Source organism: Pseudomonas sp. zfem002 (genome assembly GCF_032621685.1).
GTDB classification, from domain to species: domain Bacteria; phylum Pseudomonadota; class Gammaproteobacteria; order Pseudomonadales; family Pseudomonadaceae; genus Aquipseudomonas; species Aquipseudomonas japonica.
In genome coordinates this window covers 370,466-385,845 of sequence record NZ_JAVYJH010000002.1, presented here as the reverse complement: position 1 = coordinate 385,845, position 15,380 = coordinate 370,466, and the positions used below count along the sequence as shown (strand labels likewise).

16 protein-coding genes are annotated in these 15,380 nt (G+C 65.8%); 9 read left to right on the top strand and 7 right to left on the bottom strand.

Going from position 1 to position 15,380, the window contains the following annotated elements; translation table 11 throughout:
• Positions 1 to 59: 59 nt before the first annotated feature.
• From hemA to RTI28_RS05070, 6 genes are all read left to right on the top strand, one after another.
• A complete protein-coding gene (gene hemA, locus RTI28_RS05095; protein WP_316919425.1) occupies positions 60 to 1,337 on the top strand; it encodes a glutamyl-tRNA reductase in 1,278 nt (425 codons plus the stop codon).
• Complete coding sequence (gene prfA, locus RTI28_RS05090; protein ID WP_316919424.1) at positions 1,334 to 2,416, top strand: peptide chain release factor 1; 1,083 nt, start codon at positions 1,334 to 1,336, stop codon at positions 2,414 to 2,416. The genes hemA and prfA overlap by 4 nt, the downstream gene beginning before the upstream one ends.
• Entirely contained in the window at positions 2,417 to 3,247 is an 831-nt protein-coding gene (gene prmC / locus RTI28_RS05085) for a peptide chain release factor N(5)-glutamine methyltransferase (RefSeq protein ID WP_316919423.1), read from the top strand.
• Positions 3,241 to 3,996 (top strand): molybdopterin-synthase adenylyltransferase MoeB, encoded by a 756-nt coding sequence (locus tag RTI28_RS05080; protein ID WP_316919422.1) that lies wholly within the window; start codon positions 3,241 to 3,243, stop codon positions 3,994 to 3,996. The genes prmC and RTI28_RS05080 overlap by 7 nt, the downstream gene beginning before the upstream one ends.
• Positions 3,989 to 4,789 carry a glutamate racemase gene (murI, locus tag RTI28_RS05075; protein WP_316919421.1) on the top strand — a complete coding sequence of 267 codons (801 nt, stop codon included), beginning with the start codon at positions 3,989 to 3,991 and terminating at the stop codon, positions 4,787 to 4,789. Before RTI28_RS05080 ends, murI begins: the two co-directional genes overlap by 8 nt.
• Before the next feature lie 123 nt (positions 4,790 to 4,912).
• On the top strand, positions 4,913 to 5,428 hold the full coding sequence (locus RTI28_RS05070; RefSeq protein WP_316919420.1) for an acyloxyacyl hydrolase: 516 nt from the start codon (positions 4,913 to 4,915) through the stop codon (positions 5,426 to 5,428).
• Between the two features lie 57 nt (positions 5,429 to 5,485).
• Here the strand turns inward: RTI28_RS05070 and RTI28_RS05065 are convergent, their stop codons facing one another.
• From RTI28_RS05065 to RTI28_RS05045, 5 genes are all read right to left on the bottom strand, one after another.
• The gene (locus RTI28_RS05065; RefSeq protein ID WP_316919419.1) at positions 5,486 to 6,184 is read right to left on the bottom strand and encodes an SDR family NAD(P)-dependent oxidoreductase; all 699 of its coding nucleotides are present in this window, start codon (positions 6,182 to 6,184) and stop codon (positions 5,486 to 5,488) included.
• Positions 6,174 to 7,613 (bottom strand): deoxyribodipyrimidine photo-lyase, encoded by a 1,440-nt coding sequence (gene phrB, locus RTI28_RS05060; RefSeq protein ID WP_316919418.1) that lies wholly within the window; start codon positions 7,611 to 7,613, stop codon positions 6,174 to 6,176. Before phrB ends, RTI28_RS05065 begins: the two co-directional genes overlap by 11 nt.
• Positions 7,604 to 8,518, bottom strand: coding sequence for a MerR family transcriptional regulator (locus tag RTI28_RS05055; RefSeq protein ID WP_316919417.1), 915 nt, complete (start codon positions 8,516 to 8,518; stop codon positions 7,604 to 7,606). The genes phrB and RTI28_RS05055 overlap by 10 nt, the downstream gene beginning before the upstream one ends.
• Positions 8,508 to 9,464, bottom strand: a complete 957-nt coding sequence (locus RTI28_RS05050) for a DUF523 and DUF1722 domain-containing protein (protein ID WP_316919416.1) — start codon at positions 9,462 to 9,464, stop codon at positions 8,508 to 8,510. Before RTI28_RS05050 ends, RTI28_RS05055 begins: the two co-directional genes overlap by 11 nt.
• 110 nt (positions 9,465 to 9,574) lie before the next feature.
• Positions 9,575 to 10,561, bottom strand: coding sequence for an NAD(P)/FAD-dependent oxidoreductase (locus RTI28_RS05045; protein WP_316919415.1), 987 nt, complete (start codon positions 10,559 to 10,561; stop codon positions 9,575 to 9,577).
• Between the two features lie 192 nt (positions 10,562 to 10,753).
• Here RTI28_RS05045 and RTI28_RS05040 point away from each other — a divergent pair, with 192 nt between their 5' ends.
• Together RTI28_RS05040 and hemH are read left to right on the top strand one after the other, a co-directional pair.
• Positions 10,754 to 11,656, top strand: coding sequence for a TIGR01777 family oxidoreductase (locus RTI28_RS05040; RefSeq protein WP_316919414.1), 903 nt, complete (start codon positions 10,754 to 10,756; stop codon positions 11,654 to 11,656).
• A gap of 12 nt (positions 11,657 to 11,668) precedes the next feature.
• Positions 11,669 to 12,682, top strand: coding sequence for a ferrochelatase (gene hemH, locus RTI28_RS05035; RefSeq protein WP_316919413.1), 1,014 nt, complete (start codon positions 11,669 to 11,671; stop codon positions 12,680 to 12,682).
• A 57-nt stretch (positions 12,683 to 12,739) separates the two neighbouring features.
• Here the strand turns inward: hemH and RTI28_RS05030 are convergent, their stop codons facing one another.
• Both RTI28_RS05030 and upp read right to left on the bottom strand, forming a co-directional pair.
• Positions 12,740 to 14,014, bottom strand: a complete 1,275-nt coding sequence (locus RTI28_RS05030; RefSeq protein ID WP_316919412.1) for a uracil-xanthine permease family protein — start codon at positions 14,012 to 14,014, stop codon at positions 12,740 to 12,742.
• A 2-nt stretch (positions 14,015 to 14,016) separates the two neighbouring features.
• A complete protein-coding gene (upp, locus tag RTI28_RS05025; RefSeq protein ID WP_316919411.1) occupies positions 14,017 to 14,655 on the bottom strand; it encodes a uracil phosphoribosyltransferase in 639 nt (212 codons plus the stop codon).
• A gap of 165 nt (positions 14,656 to 14,820) precedes the next feature.
• Between upp and RTI28_RS05020 the strand changes: the two genes are divergently transcribed.
• Complete coding sequence (locus RTI28_RS05020) at positions 14,821 to 15,378, top strand: hypoxanthine-guanine phosphoribosyltransferase (protein WP_316919410.1); 558 nt, start codon at positions 14,821 to 14,823, stop codon at positions 15,376 to 15,378.
• Positions 15,379 to 15,380: the final 2 nt, after the last annotated feature.

Below are 15,380 nucleotides of genomic sequence, written 5' to 3'. Positions count from 1 at the left end.
GTTCTCGATCCAGCGAAGTAGGACAATTATCGGCTTCACGTCACAACCAGCGACCTTGAATGGCCTTTCTTGCCCTCGGTATCAACCATAAGACTGCCTCGGTAGACGTACGCGAGCGCGTGGCGTTTACCCCCGAGCAGCTGGTCGAAGCCTTGCAGCAGCTCTGCCGACTGACCGCCAGCCGCGAAGCCGCGATCCTTTCGACCTGCAACCGCAGCGAACTGTACATCGAGCAGGACCATCTGGCGGCGGACAGCGTGCTGCGCTGGCTGGCCGACTATCACCAGCTGAGCATCGACGAACTGCGTGCCAGTGCCTATATCCACGAGGACCATGACGCCGTCCGGCACATGATGCGGGTCGCCTCCGGGCTCGATTCGCTGGTGCTCGGCGAGCCGCAGATCCTCGGCCAGATGAAGTCCGCCTATGCCGTGGCGCGCGAGGCCGGTACCATCGGCCCGTTGCTCGGCCGTCTGTTCCAGGCCACCTTCAGCGCCGCCAAGCAGGTGCGCACCGATACCGCCATCGGCGAGAACCCGGTGTCGGTGGCCTTCGCCGCGGTGAGCCTGGCCAAGCAGATCTTCAGTGACCTGGGGCGCAGCCAGGCGCTGCTGATCGGTGCCGGCGAGACCATCACCCTGGTCGCCCGCCACCTGCACGAGCAGGGCGTGCGCCGCATCGTCGTGGCCAACCGCACCCTGGAACGTGCCAGCACCCTGGCCGAACAGTTCGGCGCTCACGCGGTGCTGCTGGCGGACATCCCGCAGGAACTGGTCAACAGCGACATCGTCATCAGTTCCACCGCCAGCCAGTTGCCGATCCTCGGCAAGGGCGCGGTGGAAAGCGCGCTGAAGCTGCGCCGGCACAAGCCGATCTTCATGGTCGACATCGCCGTGCCGCGGGACATCGAGCCGGAAGTCGGCGAGCTGGACGACGTCTACCTGTATACCGTCGATGACTTGCACGATGTGGTCGCGGAAAACCTCAAGAGCCGCCAGGGCGCTGCCCAGGCCGCCGAGGAACTGGTCACGGTCGGCGCCGAGGATTTCATGTCGCGCCTGCGCGAACTGGCCGCGGTGGATGTGCTCAAGGCCTACCGCCAGCAGAGCGAGCGTGTGCGCGACGAAGAACTGCAGAAGGCCCAGCGCCTGCTGGCCAATGGCGCCAGCGCCGAGGACGTGCTGGTGCAACTGGCCCGTGGCCTGACCAACAAGTTGCTGCATGCCCCCAGCGTGCAATTGAAAAAGCTCTCCGCCGAAGGCCGCGTCGATGCGCTGGCCATGGCCCAGGAACTCTTCGCCCTCAACGAGGGCCCGACGGATAAAACCCCGCAATGAAAGCGTCGCTGCTGAACAAACTGGAGATTCTCCAGGACCGCTTCGAGGAACTGACCGCCCTGCTCGGCGATGCCGAGGTCATTTCCGACCAGACCCGTTTCCGCGCCTATTCCCGCGAATACGCCGAAGTCGAACCGGTGGCCGCCGGCTATGTGCAGTGGCGCAAGCTGCAGGACGATCTGGAGGGCGCCCAGGCTCTGCTCAAGGACAGCGATCCCGATCTGCGCGAGATGGCTGTGGAGGAAGTGCGCGAAGCCAAGGAGCAGTTGCAGGAACTGGAAAAGGAGCTGCAACGCATGCTCCTGCCCAAGGACCCCAACGACGGGCGCAACGTGTTCCTGGAAATCCGCGCCGGTACCGGCGGTGACGAGGCGGCGATCTTCTCCGGCGACCTGTTCCGCATGTACTCGCGCTACGCCGAGCGACGCGGCTGGCGCCTGGAAATCCTCTCGGAAAACGAGGGCGAGCACGGCGGCTACAAGGAAATCATCGCCCGGGTCGAGGGCGACAGCGTCTACGGCAAGCTCAAGTTCGAGTCCGGCGCGCACCGCGTGCAGCGGGTTCCGGAGACCGAGTCCCAGGGCCGTATCCACACCTCCGCGTGCACCGTGGCGGTGCTGCCGGAGCCGGACGAACAGGTCGCCATCGAGATCAATCCGGCCGACCTGCGCGTCGACACCTACCGCGCGTCCGGCGCCGGTGGTCAGCACGTGAACAAGACCGACTCGGCGATCCGCATCACCCACTTACCCACCGGCATCGTGGTGGAGTGCCAGGAAGAGCGTTCGCAGCACAAGAACCGGGCCCGGGCGATGTCCTGGCTGTCGGCCAAGCTCAACGACATGCAGACCAGCGCCGCGCAGAGCGCCATGGCCTCGGAGCGCAAGCTGCAGGTGGGCTCGGGCGACCGCTCCGAGCGCATCCGTACCTACAACTATCCACAGGGCCGGGTCACCGACCACCGCATCAACCTGACCCTGTACTCGCTGGACGACGTGCTGGCGGGTGGCGTGGACGCCGTGATCGAACCGCTGCTGGCGGAATACCAGGCCGACCAACTGGCCGCTTTGGGTGACTAAATGACCATCATCGCCAGCCTGCTCCGCGGCGCGGAGCTTCCCGACTCGCCCACCGCGCGCCTGGATATCGAACTGCTCCTGGCCGCCGCCATCGGCAAGACCCGCAGCTACCTGCACACCTGGCCGGAGCGCATCGTCTCCAGCGAGGCGGCGCAGACCTTCGCCGACTACCTGCAGCGCCGCCGCGCCGGCGAACCGGTGGCCTACATTCTCGGTCAGCAGGGCTTCTGGAACCTGGACCTGGAAGTCGCCCCGCACACCCTGATCCCGCGTCCGGAAACCGAGTTGCTGGTGGAGACCGCCATGCGCCTGCAGTCCAGCGGCCCGGCCCGGGTCCTCGACCTCGGCACCGGCACCGGTGCCATCGCCCTGGCCCTGGCCAGCGAGCGCCGGCAGTGGCAGGTGACTGCGGTGGATCGCGTCGAGGAGGCCGTGGCCCTGGCCGAGCGCAACCGCCAGCGCCTGCAGCTGGACAACGTCAGGGTGCTTGCCAGCCACTGGTTCAGTGCCCTGGCCGGGCAGCGCTTCGAACTGATCATCAGCAACCCGCCGTATATCGCCGACGCGGACCCGCACCTGGTGGCGGGCGACGTGCGTTTCGAGCCGAGCAGCGCCCTGGTCGCCGGGCAGGACGGTCTGGACGACCTGCGCCAGATCATCGCCGAAGCCCCGGCGCATCTGCTCGCGGGTGGCTGGCTGCTGCTGGAGCATGGCTTCGACCAGGCCGCCGCGGTGCGTGAGCTGCTGGCCCGCCACGGCTTCGAGCAGATCGAAAGCCACCTCGACCTGAACGCTCACGAGCGTATTACCCTGGGGCGCCTGCCGTGCTGAGCGACGAAGAACTGCTGCGGTACAGCCGGCAGATTCTGCTGGCCCAGATCGATATCGACGGCCAGTTGCGCCTGAAGAACGCCAGCGCCCTGATCGTCGGCCTGGGCGGCCTCGGCTCGCCGGTGGCCCTCTACCTGGCGGCGGCGGGGGTTGGCAGCCTGCACCTGGCGGACTTCGACACGGTCGACCTGACCAACCTGCAACGGCAGATCATTCATGACGTCGCCGCGGTCGGCCAGCCCAAGGTGGATTCGGCGCTGGCGCGCCTGCGGGGGCTGAACCCGGATATCGAGCTGGTCGCCCACCGCCGCGCGCTGGACGAGGATTCCCTCGCCGCCGCGGTGGCCGCCGTCGATCTGGTGCTGGACTGCTCGGATAATTTCGCCACCCGCGAGGCGGTCAATGCCGCCTGCGTCAAGGCCGGCAAGCCATTGGTCAGTGGCGCGGCGATTCGCCTGGAAGGGCAGTTGTCGGTGTTCGACTCGCGCCGCCCGGAAAGCCCCTGCTACCACTGCCTGTATGGCCACGGCAGCGACGCCGAACTGACCTGCAGCGAGGCCGGCGTGGTTGGCCCGCTGGTGGGCCTGGTCGGCAGCCTGCAGGCCCTGGAAGCGCTGAAGCTGCTGGCCGGTTTCGGCGAACCGCTGGTGGGCCGCCTGCTGCTGGTGGATGCGCTGGGGACGCGCTTCCGCGAGCTGCGGGTCAAGCGCGATCCGGCCTGCACCGTGTGCGGGAGCGCTCATGGCTGAGGCTGCGGCGGCGCCGGTAGGCGTGTTCGATTCCGGCGTCGGCGGCCTGTCGGTGCTGGCCGAGATCGCCCGCCTGCTGCCCGACGAGTCGCTGCTCTACGTGGCGGACTGCGGCAACATTCCCTATGGCGAGAAGTCTCCCGAGTTCATTCGCCAGCGCTGCCGCAGCGTGGCCGAGTTCTTCCAGGAGCAGGGTGTCAAGGCCGTTGTCCTGGCCTGCAATACCGCCACCGTGGCCGCCGCCGCCGACCTGCGCGAGCGTTTTCCGCAGTGGCCGCTGGTGGGGATGGAGCCGGCGGTGAAGCCGGCCGCCGCGGCGACCCGCAGTGGGGTGGTGGGAGTCCTCGCCACCACCGGCACCCTGCAGAGCGCCAAGTTCGCCGCGTTGCTCGATCGCTTCGCCAGTGATGTGCGGGTGGTGACCCAGCCCTGTCCCGGCCTGGTGGAACTGATCGAGGCCGGCGACCTGAACAGCCCGGTCCTGCAGCGGATGCTCCAGGGCTATGTCGAACCCCTGCTGGCCGCGGGCTGCGACACCATCATCCTTGGCTGTACCCACTATCCCTTCCTGCGCCCGCTGCTGAGCCGAATGGTCCCGGCGTCCGTGGCGATCATCGACACCGGCGCCGCGGTCGCCCGCCAGCTGCAGCGCCTGCTCGCCGAGCGCAACCTGCTGGCCAGCGGGCCGGCACGGCCGACGCAATTCTGGACCAGCGCTGACCCCGATCATTTGAGAAACATCCTGCCTTTGCTGTGGAAGAAATCCGACGGTGTGCAAAGCTTCACTCGGTAAATCGACAAAATTTTCACAAAATGTCGAAATGCCACTGAACTCCTTTGTAAGCGCTGATTTCTACTAAGTTGTCTGATGAGACAAAAAACCAACGAACAGGATTTCCTATAAAGGACGTTTCTCATGAAGAAACTTTGCTTGGCTGTGGTTGCAGCCGCAACCTTGGGGTACGTATTCACTGCGCAGGCCGCTGACGTCACGTTCGCCGTGGGGCAGACCAGCGATTCCACCATGACCTATCGCCTCGGCCTGGAGTCCGCCTGGGACGTCAGTTGGTGGCAGACCAGCGTCGGTCGCCTGACCGGCTACTGGGACGCCGGCTACACCTACTGGGACGGCGACAAGACTTCGAGCAACCACAGCCTGTCGTTCGCCCCGGTGTTCGTCTACGAGTTCGCCGGCGACTCGGTCAAGCCATACATCGAGGCCGGTATCGGTGTCGCGGCCTTCGCCAACACCGAACTGGAAAGCAACGACCTGGGGTCCTCGTTCCAGTTCGAAGACCGCATCGGCTTCGGCCTGCGTTTCGCCGGCGGCCACGAAGTCGGCATTCGCGCCATCCACTATTCCAATGCCGGACTCAGCCAGCCCAACGACGGGGTCGAGAGCTTCGCTCTGCATTACCGCATGTCGCTCTGAGGCATGAACGAAAACCCCGCCGGATGGCGGGGTTTTCTTTTGCGCGGTCGCCGGCGGTCAGCGCCGCAATGGCCACAGGCTGCTGACCGACAAGGCTTCCAGGACCATCTCCGGCATGCGCAGCGGCAAGCGGTCGATGATCGCCAGGGCAGCACTCTCGGCCGTCCATTGCTGGGGCAGGGCAATGCTTTGGGTGATCGGCTTCTTCAGGGTCTGCGGCGCGACCAGGGTCAGATCGATCTCCATCGGCGACAGCCGACTGCGCGCTTCGCTGAACCACTGCCCCAGGCTGTTCTGGGCGCTCGGCCACTGGCTGCTTTCGTGCTGCTGCAGCGCCGTGAGGCTGCTCAGGATCCCCACCACATGGGCGTTCTGTCCGGCCACCAGCAGCGGCAGGGCGCTCTCGAGGCCGTTGCGGCTGGCGGCCAGGTTGCTGGCGATCAAGGCTTCCAGCATCGCTGTGCCTTGCGCCTGGTCGTCGAGGTAATCGCAGGTGCCTGCATTGAGGATCAGGGTGTCCAGCGCGCCCCATTGTTCCTGGATGCACTGGGTCATGCGCTCGGCATGGGCACTGTCGCTGAGGTCGCCGTCGAGGATCAGGCACTGTCCGGCCAACGGGTCGGGCAGGGGTTCGAGCGGGGCTCGGCCGCTGACCGCCACCTGGTGACCGAGGGTGAGCAGGTGCAAGGCCAATGCATGACCGAGGCCGTCTCCGGCGCCGGTGACCCAGATTCGTTTTGGATGCTCAGTATTCACGGTCTGGCTCTACTTCTTGTGCTTTTGGGAGCTGCCTGAATGCGTCTATCGCCCTCTGGCGACTCATGGCCAGGTCGACGATGGGTTGTGGATAACCCTTTACCGCAAACAGGCCGCCGGGGCTGTGAACATCCTTGTCATCCAAGTCTCTCAGTTCCGGTAACCAGTGTCGCAGGAAGCGTCCCTTTTTGTCGAAGCGCTCGGACTGACTCACGGGGTTGAATACCCGGAAATAGGGTACGGAGTCGGTCCCGGTGGAGGCGCTCCACTGCCAGCCACCATTGTTTGCCGCCAGGTCTCCATCGATCAGGTGACGCATGAAGAATGTTTCACCTTTGCGCCAGTCGATCAGCAGGTTCTTGCTGAGGAACATCGCCACGACCATGCGCAAGCGGTTGTGCATCCAGCCGGTGGCGAGCAGCTGGCGCATGGCGGCATCGACGATCGGCACGCCGGTGCGACCTTCCTGCCAGGCCGCCAGGTCTTCGGGGGCATCGCGCCATTTCACCGCCTCGGTGGCGGGACGGAAGGCCCGATGCCGCGACACCCGCGGGTAGCCGCTCAGCACATGCTTGTAGAACTCGCGCCAGAGCAGCTCGTTGATCCAGCTCACCGCGCCGGGATTGCCGCTTTCGAACTCCCCCTGGTTGTTCGCCAGCGCCGCATGCAGGCACTGCCGTACCGAGATCACCCCGGCCGCCAGGTACGGCGACAATTGGCTGGTGCCGTCGATGCTCGGCACATCGCGCTGTTCAGGATAGTTGGCCATCGCCTCGGCGACGAACTCTTTCAAGCGTTCACGCGCAGGCTCCTCACCGGCCGGCCAGTACTCGCGCAGCGCCTCCGGCGGCGCGGGAAAACCCGCTATCGCCGTGGGGATCTCGTCGCTGGCGATACCGGTCGGTTCCTGCTTTTTCGGCAGCTTGTGCAGGGCCGGAATAGCATGGTGCAGACGCTGGTAGCAGACCTTGCGGAATTGGGTGAAGACCTTGAAATAGTCGCCGCTGCGGGTCAGCACCGTGCCGGGCCGGAACAGCAACTGGTCGAGATGGGCGTGCAGGCGGATGTCGTGACGCGCCAGCAGGTCGGCGACCTCACGGTCGCGGCGCTCCTCGTTGATCCCGTATTCCTCGTTCACATGCACGTCCTGCACGCCATGCTCGCGGCAGACCTGGTGGATCACCCGCGGCGCGCTCTTCCAGTGCTCGGCGTGGCGAATCAGCAGGGGGATGCCGTAGTGCGCCAGGGCGTCCTTCAGGTGGCGCAGGTTGCGCAGCCAGAAGTCGACCTTGCAGGGCGCGTCGTCATGTTCTTGCCATTGGCCGGGGCTGGTCAGCCACAGGGCCAGGGTCGGGCCGCGCTCGCAGGCGGCGGCCAGCGCGGTGTTGTCGTGAATACGCAGGTCGCTGCGCAGCCAGATCAGTTGCATGCTGGGTTTCCGGGGGCGGAGGTGTTCGGGGCAAGTGCGCCAAGTCCTTGCAGACAGCGCAGTGCGGCCAACGGCGAATCGAGCAGGTAGCACTCGGCGTCGGGGCGCGCGGCTTGCCTATGGAGAGTGACCGCGGCGCCGAACAGGAGTTTCGGCACTTCGATCAGGGTGAGGCTGCGCTGCAGGCGTTCGCTGTCGGCCGCACTGTTGATGCTGAGCAGCAGGGCGCGGGCGTGCAGTCGTTCGACCGCCAGGGCCAGGTCGCGGCCCTGCAGGGGCAGGTCGAAGACCTCGACCGGGTAGCCGGCGTCACTGACCAGCCAGGCGCACAGCCACAGGGCGGGGTCGACGGGGTGGGTGTCGGCGCTGATCAGCAGCACCGGCGCGCCGTTCAACTGGCGGTTGTTGTGATACACCCGCAGCCCCAGCTTGCTGCGCAGCCAGCTCTGGAAAAATGCCTGCTCTACGTTGGCGCAGGGATGCACCTGCCAGCGGGTTTCCAGGTGGCCGAGCAGCGGCAGCAGCAAGTGTTCGCAGAGGGTGAACGCCGGGTACAGCGCCATTGCCTGGTTGAACTGCTGGTCGAGGCGGCGCTCGGCGAGATGGGCGATGCAGTCGGTGAGCGTTGCGCGCTGCGCCTGCCAGTCGTCGCCCGGGGTGGGCTGCGCCGCCGCCTGCTCATGGTCCAGCAGCGGCAGGACCTGGCTGACCGCGACGCCACGGTTGAGCCAGGACAGGATCGTCTGGATCCGTTGTACCTGTTCCTGGCTGTACAGCCGGTGGCCTTTGCTGGTGCGTTGTGGCACCACCAGGCCGTAGCGCCGTTCCCAGGCGCGCAGGGTCACCGGATTGACCCCGGTCAGCCGGGCGATTTCGCGGATCGGCAGCAGGGGCTCAGATGGCATTGCGCAGGCTCAGGTTTTCCGGATGGGGTTGCAGGTAGACCTGACCCAGCAGATAGGGATCGGGGTGGTGACGCAGATGGTGTTTGAGCAGGGTCAGCGGCACGACAAGCGGCACCACGCCAGCCATGTACTGGTCGATCAGGTGGCGGATTTCCTGTTTGTCCTGCGGGCCGAGGACAGGCCGCAGGTAGCCGCTCAGGTGCATCAGCACATTGCCGTGGGTACCGCGGCTGGCGCAGCGGCGCAGGGCGGCCATCAACTGGCTGAAGTAGCGGGCGCCGAGCGCGTCGGCATCGTCCTGGCGGGTCATGCTGCCGAGCAGCTTGCCGAGGACCCGGTACTGCTCGGGGTTATGTGCCATCAACTGGTATTTGTAGCGCGAGTGAAAGGCGATCAGCGCATGCCGGCTCAGGCCTTCGGCGCGCAGGCGCTGCCAGTCGGCATGGGCCAGTACCCGGGTGACGAAGTTTTCCCGCAGCACCGGGTCGCACAGGCGGCCTTCTTCTTCCACCGGCAGGTCCGGACGCAGTTCGCAGAACCGCGCGGCATACAGCCCGCTGGCGCGCTCCCGGGCCGGGTAGCCGTTGGCCTGGTAGACCTTGATGCGCTCCAGCCCGCAGGACGGCGACTTCTGCATGAAGATGTAGCCGCAGATATCGTCCAGGTGCGCAGCGGTGTGGTCCGCGTAGTCACGCAGGGCATCGGACACATCGAGGGAAGGATCGCGGCTGCCGGTCGCGCGGGGATGCTCGGGATCGCCGCTCAGGTGAATCGCTGCCCGTGGCGTGCCCAGGCCGATCGCCACCTCCGGACAGACCGGCACCAGTTCGAAATGCTCCGCCAGGACCTCGGTGCACAGGCGCGACTGCTTGTGGCCGCCATTGAAGCGGACTTCCTCACCTGCCAGGCAGGCGCTGATGGCGATCTTGGGCTTGGTGTCGGGCATGACGGGGCGACCTTTCTTGTACAAAGATAAAAACATGTACAACGTCACACAGCATAGGCCGGGCGTTGTACAAGTCAATATCCCTGTAGAGGTTGCGTGGCCCGCAGGGTTTACTCCAGGTGTTCGATCAGTCGCCGTGCCGCTTCCTGGCCGCTGAGCCAGGCGCCTTCGACCCGGCCCGACAGGCACCAGTCGCCGCAGGCGTAGAGGCCCTGGTCGGCGTCGGCGAGGACGCCCCATTCATGATTGCCGGCGGGGCGCGCGTACAGCCAGCGATGGGCCAGGCTGAAGCTCGGTGCCGAGACGGCGCAGCCGACCAGTTCGGCGAAGTCGCCGAGCAACTGTTCGATCACGGTTTCCTTCTGCAGGTCGATGTGCTGCTTGCTCCAGGCCGAGGAAGCATGCAGGACCCAGGTGTCGAGGTGTTCCTCGCGCCCCGGTTTGCTGCGGTTGCGCGCCAGCCAGTCGAGGGCGCAGTCCTGCACGAAGCAGCCCTGCATGGGCGTGTCGAGCGGGGTGTCGAAGCCGAGGGCGACGGCCCAGGTCGGCTCCATCTGCACGCCGGCGGCGGCGGCGGCGAGTTTCGGCGTGGCGGCCAGCAGTGGCGTGGCCTGGGGCGCCGGCACGGCGACGATGACCCGGCTGAACGGGCCGTGGCTGCAGCCTTCGGTGTCCTGCAGATGCCAGTACTGCTTGCCGCGGAACACCTCGCTGATGCGGCAACTGAAGTTCACCGTGACATCCTTGAGCAGGCCGCGGGTGATGGCGCTCATGCGCGGCACGCCGACCCAGCGCACCTGCTCATCCGGCGAGGGGGTCAGCTGGCCGTCGCGGTAGTTGTACAGCTGCGGTTTCCACTCCGCGACCCAGCCTCTTTCCTGCCAGTGCTGGACCTGCTCGACGAAGCGCCGGTCGCGGGCGGTGAAGTACTGCGCGCCGAGATCGAGAGCACCGACTTCGCTGCGCTTGCTGGCCATGCGGCCGCCGCTGCCGTGACCCTTGTCGAACAGGTGGACGGTCAAGCCTGCTTTCTGCAATGCCTGTGCTGCGGAGAGTCCGGCGATGCCGGCACCGATGATCGCGATAGGTACAGTCATGATGGCCTCTTCGAACCTGTGTGAGGTACAGACAGCCTTGGCTGTCGACAAACCTGTACAACTCTGATGTTCTGTATAAGATTGATCGGCTCGTTACGACAGGTTGGCCTAATGTTTATCCCAGAGCGAACGGTCAAAAAAGTGCCTTGCTCTTAAAAATAGACCAGCCCACGCACTAGAGAGGACACGGCCATGAATATATTGCTGACCGGCGGTACCGGCCTGATTGGGCAGCAACTGTGTCGTCTGTGGCTCGACCAGGGGCACCACCTGACGGTGTGGAGCCGGCACCCCGAGCAGGTTGGAAAGCGCTGCGGCGCCGGAGTTCGCGGGATCGCCGAATTGCACGAATACGGCGACGCTCCGCTGGATGCGCTGGTCAATCTCGCCGGTGCGCCGATTGCCGATCGTCCGTGGAGTGCGTCACGCCGGGCCCTGCTCTGGGGCAGCCGGATCACCCTGACCGAACACCTGCTGGCCTGGCTGGAGCAGCGCGAGCAACGCCCGGCGGTGCTGGTTTCCGGCTCCGCGGTGGGCTGGTACGGCGACGGCGGCGAGCGCGAGCTGACCGAGGCCTCGCGACCGGTGAAGGAGGATTTCGCCAGCCAGTTGTGCATTGCCTGGGAAGAAACCGCGCTGCGCGCCGAAGCCCTGGGCATTCGCGTGGTGCTGGTGCGTACCGGCCTGGTCCTGTCGGCGCAGGGCGGCTTTTTGTCGCGCCTGCGCCTGCCGTTCAAACTCGGGCTGGGCGGGCCTCTGGGCGATGGTCGGCAGTGGATGCCGTGGATTCATATCGACGACGAAATCGCCCTGATCGATTTTCTCTTGCAGCGCGATGACGCCAGCGGTCCTTATAATGCCTGCGCTCCGGAGCCGGTGCGCAATCGCGAGTTCGCCCGGCGTCTGGGTCGCGCCCTGCATCGCCCGGCATTCCTGCCGCTGCCGGCACCGCTGCTCAAGGTCGGCCTGGGCGAGCTGTCGACGCTGCTGCTCGGTGGCCAGCGCGCCCGCCCGGTGAGGGCGCTGGCGGCGGGGTTCACCTTCCGTTTCAACGATGTGCAATCGGCGCTGGACGACTTGTCCCCGCGCCTCTGAAAAGGATGTTGCATGACCGATCATGCTCTGCTGCTGGTCAACCTGGGGTCGCCGGCGTCCACGTCCGTGGCTGACGTGCGCCGTTACCTCAATCAGTTCCTGATGGATCCCTGTGTCATCGATCTGCCCTGGCCGGTGCGGCGTCTGCTGGTGTCGCTGATCCTGATCAAGCGCCCGGAGCAGTCTGCCCATGCCTACGCCTCGATCTGGTGGCCGGAGGGTTCGCCGCTGGTGGTGCTGACCCGGCGTCTGCAGGAGGCCATGCGGCCGCACTGGCCCCACGGCCCGGTGGAAATCGCCATGCGCTACGGCGAGCCGGCGCTGCCTTCGGTCTTGCAGCGCCTGGCTGCCCAGGGGGTACGCAAGGTGACCCTGGCGCCGCTTTATCCACAGTTCGCCGACAGCACCGTGACCACGGTGGTGGAGCTGGCCAGGGCGACCATCGCCGAGCACAAGCTGGCGCTGGAGATGAAGGTATTGCGTCCTTTCTATGACCAGCCGGAATACATCGATGCCCTGGTCGCCAGCGCCAGGCCTTATCTGGAACAGGATTTCGACCATCTGCTGCTGAGCTTCCACGGCCTGCCGGAGCGCCACCTGAAGAAGCTCGATCCCACCGGTACGCACAACTTCCAGGACGCCGACTGCTGCCGCGACGCCTCGCAGGAGATGCTCGCGGTCTGCTACCGCGGCCAGTGCCTGCGCACGGCCCAGGCCTTCGCGAAACAGATGGGCCTGCCTGACGGCAAGTGGTCGGTCTCGTTCCAGTCGCGCCTGGGCAAGGCCAAGTGGATCGAGCCCTACACCGAGGCGCGCCTGGACGAACTGGCCAGGGCCGGGGCGAAGAAGCTGCTGGTGATGTGCCCGGCGTTCGTTGCCGACTGCATCGAGACCCTGGAGGAAATCGGCGACCGTGGCCGCGAGCAGTTCATCGAGGCGGGCGGCGAGGAACTGACCCTGGTGCCATGCCTGAACGACCACCCACAGTGGGTCGAGGCCCTGATCACGCTCTGCGAGCGGGCCTGAAAAAACGAAGGGGCTGCATGTGCAGCCCCTTCGTCATTCACGCGAGGATGATTCCGCTCACGGCAGATGATCGTCCATCACTTTGTTCTTCCAGCCATCGTTGCCCGGCAGCAGCAGGTTCAGGGCGATCGCCACCACCGCGCACAGGGCGATGCCTTTCAGGCCCCAGTCATCCGGGCCGTCGCCGCTGCCCACCAGTACGCCACCGATGCCGAACACCAGGGTCACCGAGACGATCACCAGGTTGCGCGCTTCGCTGAGGTCGATCTTGTGACGGATCATGGTGTTCATGCCCACCGCGGCGATCGAGCCGAACAGCAGGCAGAGAATGCCGCCCATCACCGGTACCGGAATGCTCTGCAGCAGCGCGCCGAACTTGCCGATGAAGGCCAGGGCGATGGCGAACACCGCTGCCCAGGTCATGATCTTCGGGTTGTAGTTCTTGGTCAGCATCACCGCGCCGGTGACTTCGGCGTAGGTGGTGTTGGGCGGGCCGCCGAACAGGCCGGCGGTGGTGGTGGCGATGCCGTCACCGAGCAGGGTACGGTGCAGGCCCGGGGTCTTCAGGTAGTCGCGACCGGTCACGCTGCCCACCGCGATCACCCCGCCGATATGCTCGATCGCCGGGGCCAGGGCCACCGGGACGATGAACAGGATGGCCTGCCAGTTGAAGGCCGGGGCGGTGAACTTCGGCAGTTCCAGCCAGGGCGCCGCGGCGATCTTGGCCACGTCGACCACGCCGAAGGCGAACGACAGGGCGAAGCCCACCAGCACGCCGGCGATGATCGGCACCAGGCGGAAGATGCCCTTGCCGAACACGGCGACGATCAGCGTGGTCAGCAGCGCCGGCATGGAGATCATCATCGCCGTGCTGTACGGCAGCAGGACCGTGCCGTCACCGGCCTTGCCCATCGCCATGTTGGCGGCGATCGGCGCCATGGCCAGGCCGATGGAAATGATCACCGGGCCGATCACCACCGGCGGCAGCAGGCGGTCGATGAATCCGGTGCCCTTGATCTTCACCGCCAGGCCCAGGAAGGTGTAGACGAAGCCCGCGGCCATCACCCCGCCCATGGTCTCGGCCAGGCCGAACTGGCCCTTGGCGAGGATGATCGGAGTGATGAAGGCGAAGCTGGAGGCCAGGAACACCGGTACCTGACGGCCGGTGACGAGCTGGAACAGCAGGGTCCCCAGGCCCGCGGTGAACAGCGCGACGTTGGGGTCCAGGCCGGTGATCAGCGGCATCAGCACCAGGGCGCCGAAGGCCACGAAGAGCATCTGCGCGCCGGAGACGACCTGACGCCAGAGCGGGTCGTTGAACTCGTCCCGCATGTTCAGGCGTCCTTCTGCTTGGTGCCGAAGATCTTGTCACCGGCATCGCCCAGGCCGGGGATGATGTAACCGTCTTCGTTCAGGCGCTGGTCGATCGAGGCGGTGTACAGCTGCACGTCCGGATGGGCTTTCTCCACCACTGCGATGCCTTCGGGCGCGGCGACCAGGACCATGGCGCGGATGTCCTTGCAGCCGGCGCGCTTGAGCAGGTCGATGGTGGCGACCATGGAGCCGCCGGTGGCCAGCATCGGGTCGATGATCAGGGCCAGGCGCTGGTCGATCTCCGGCGCGAGCTTTTCCAGGTAGGTGTGCGCTTCGAGGGTTTCCTCGTTGCGCGCGACGCCGACGGCGCTGACCTTGGCCCCCGGGATCAGGCTGAGAACGCCCTCGAGCATGCCGATACCGGCGCGCAGGATCGGCACCACGGTGATCTTCTTGCCGGCGATCTTCTCGACCTGGACTTTGCCGCACCAGCCATCGATCTCGTAGGTCTCCAGTGGCAGGTCCTGGGTGGCTTCATAGGTCAGGAGCGCGCCGACTTCCTGGGCGAGTTCGCGAAAGTTCTTGGTGCTGATGTCGGCACGGCGCATGAGGCCGAGCTTGTGGCGGATCAGCGGATGGCGGATCTCACGGATGGGCATAGAGGAGGGCTCCGGAATGCGGGCAAAAAAACCGCGCTAGATTAATCTATTCGATCGCGCGTGTCCTGTAGGCACACTGGACGTTAGTCCAGAAATGCTTGATCTGGTGCGTGTGGATGCGTACCTTTGCCCGCTTTTCCAAATCCTGACCACTTGGAGAGCAACATGTCCGCTGATCTCGAGCACATCCGTCAAGTCATGCGAGAAGCCGACTGCCTGCACAGCGAAGCCGATGTCGAGGCGGCGATCGTCCGTGTCGGCGCGCAGATCAGTGAAAAGCTCGCCGAGAGCAACCCGGTGGTCTTCTGTGTGATGAACGGCGGCCTGATCTTCGCCGGCAAGCTGCTGACCCAGCTGCAGTTCCCGCTGGAAGCCTCCTACCTGCATGCGACCCGCTACCGCAACCAGACCACCGGCGGCGACCTGTTCTGGAAGGCCAAGCCGGAAGTCTCGTTCATCGATCGCGACGTGCTGATCATCGACGACATCCTCGACGAGGGGCACACCCTCAGTGCCATCGTCGATTTCTGCCGTCACGCCGGCGCCCGCGCCGTGTACACCGCCGTACTGGTCGACAAGGACCACGATCGCAAGGCCAGCGCCGGGCTGAAGGCCGATTTCACCGGCCTGAGCTGCGTCGACCGCTATGTGTTCGGCTACGGGATGGATTACAAAGGCTACTGGCGCAACGCCAATGGTATCTACGCCGTCAAAGGACTCTGAAG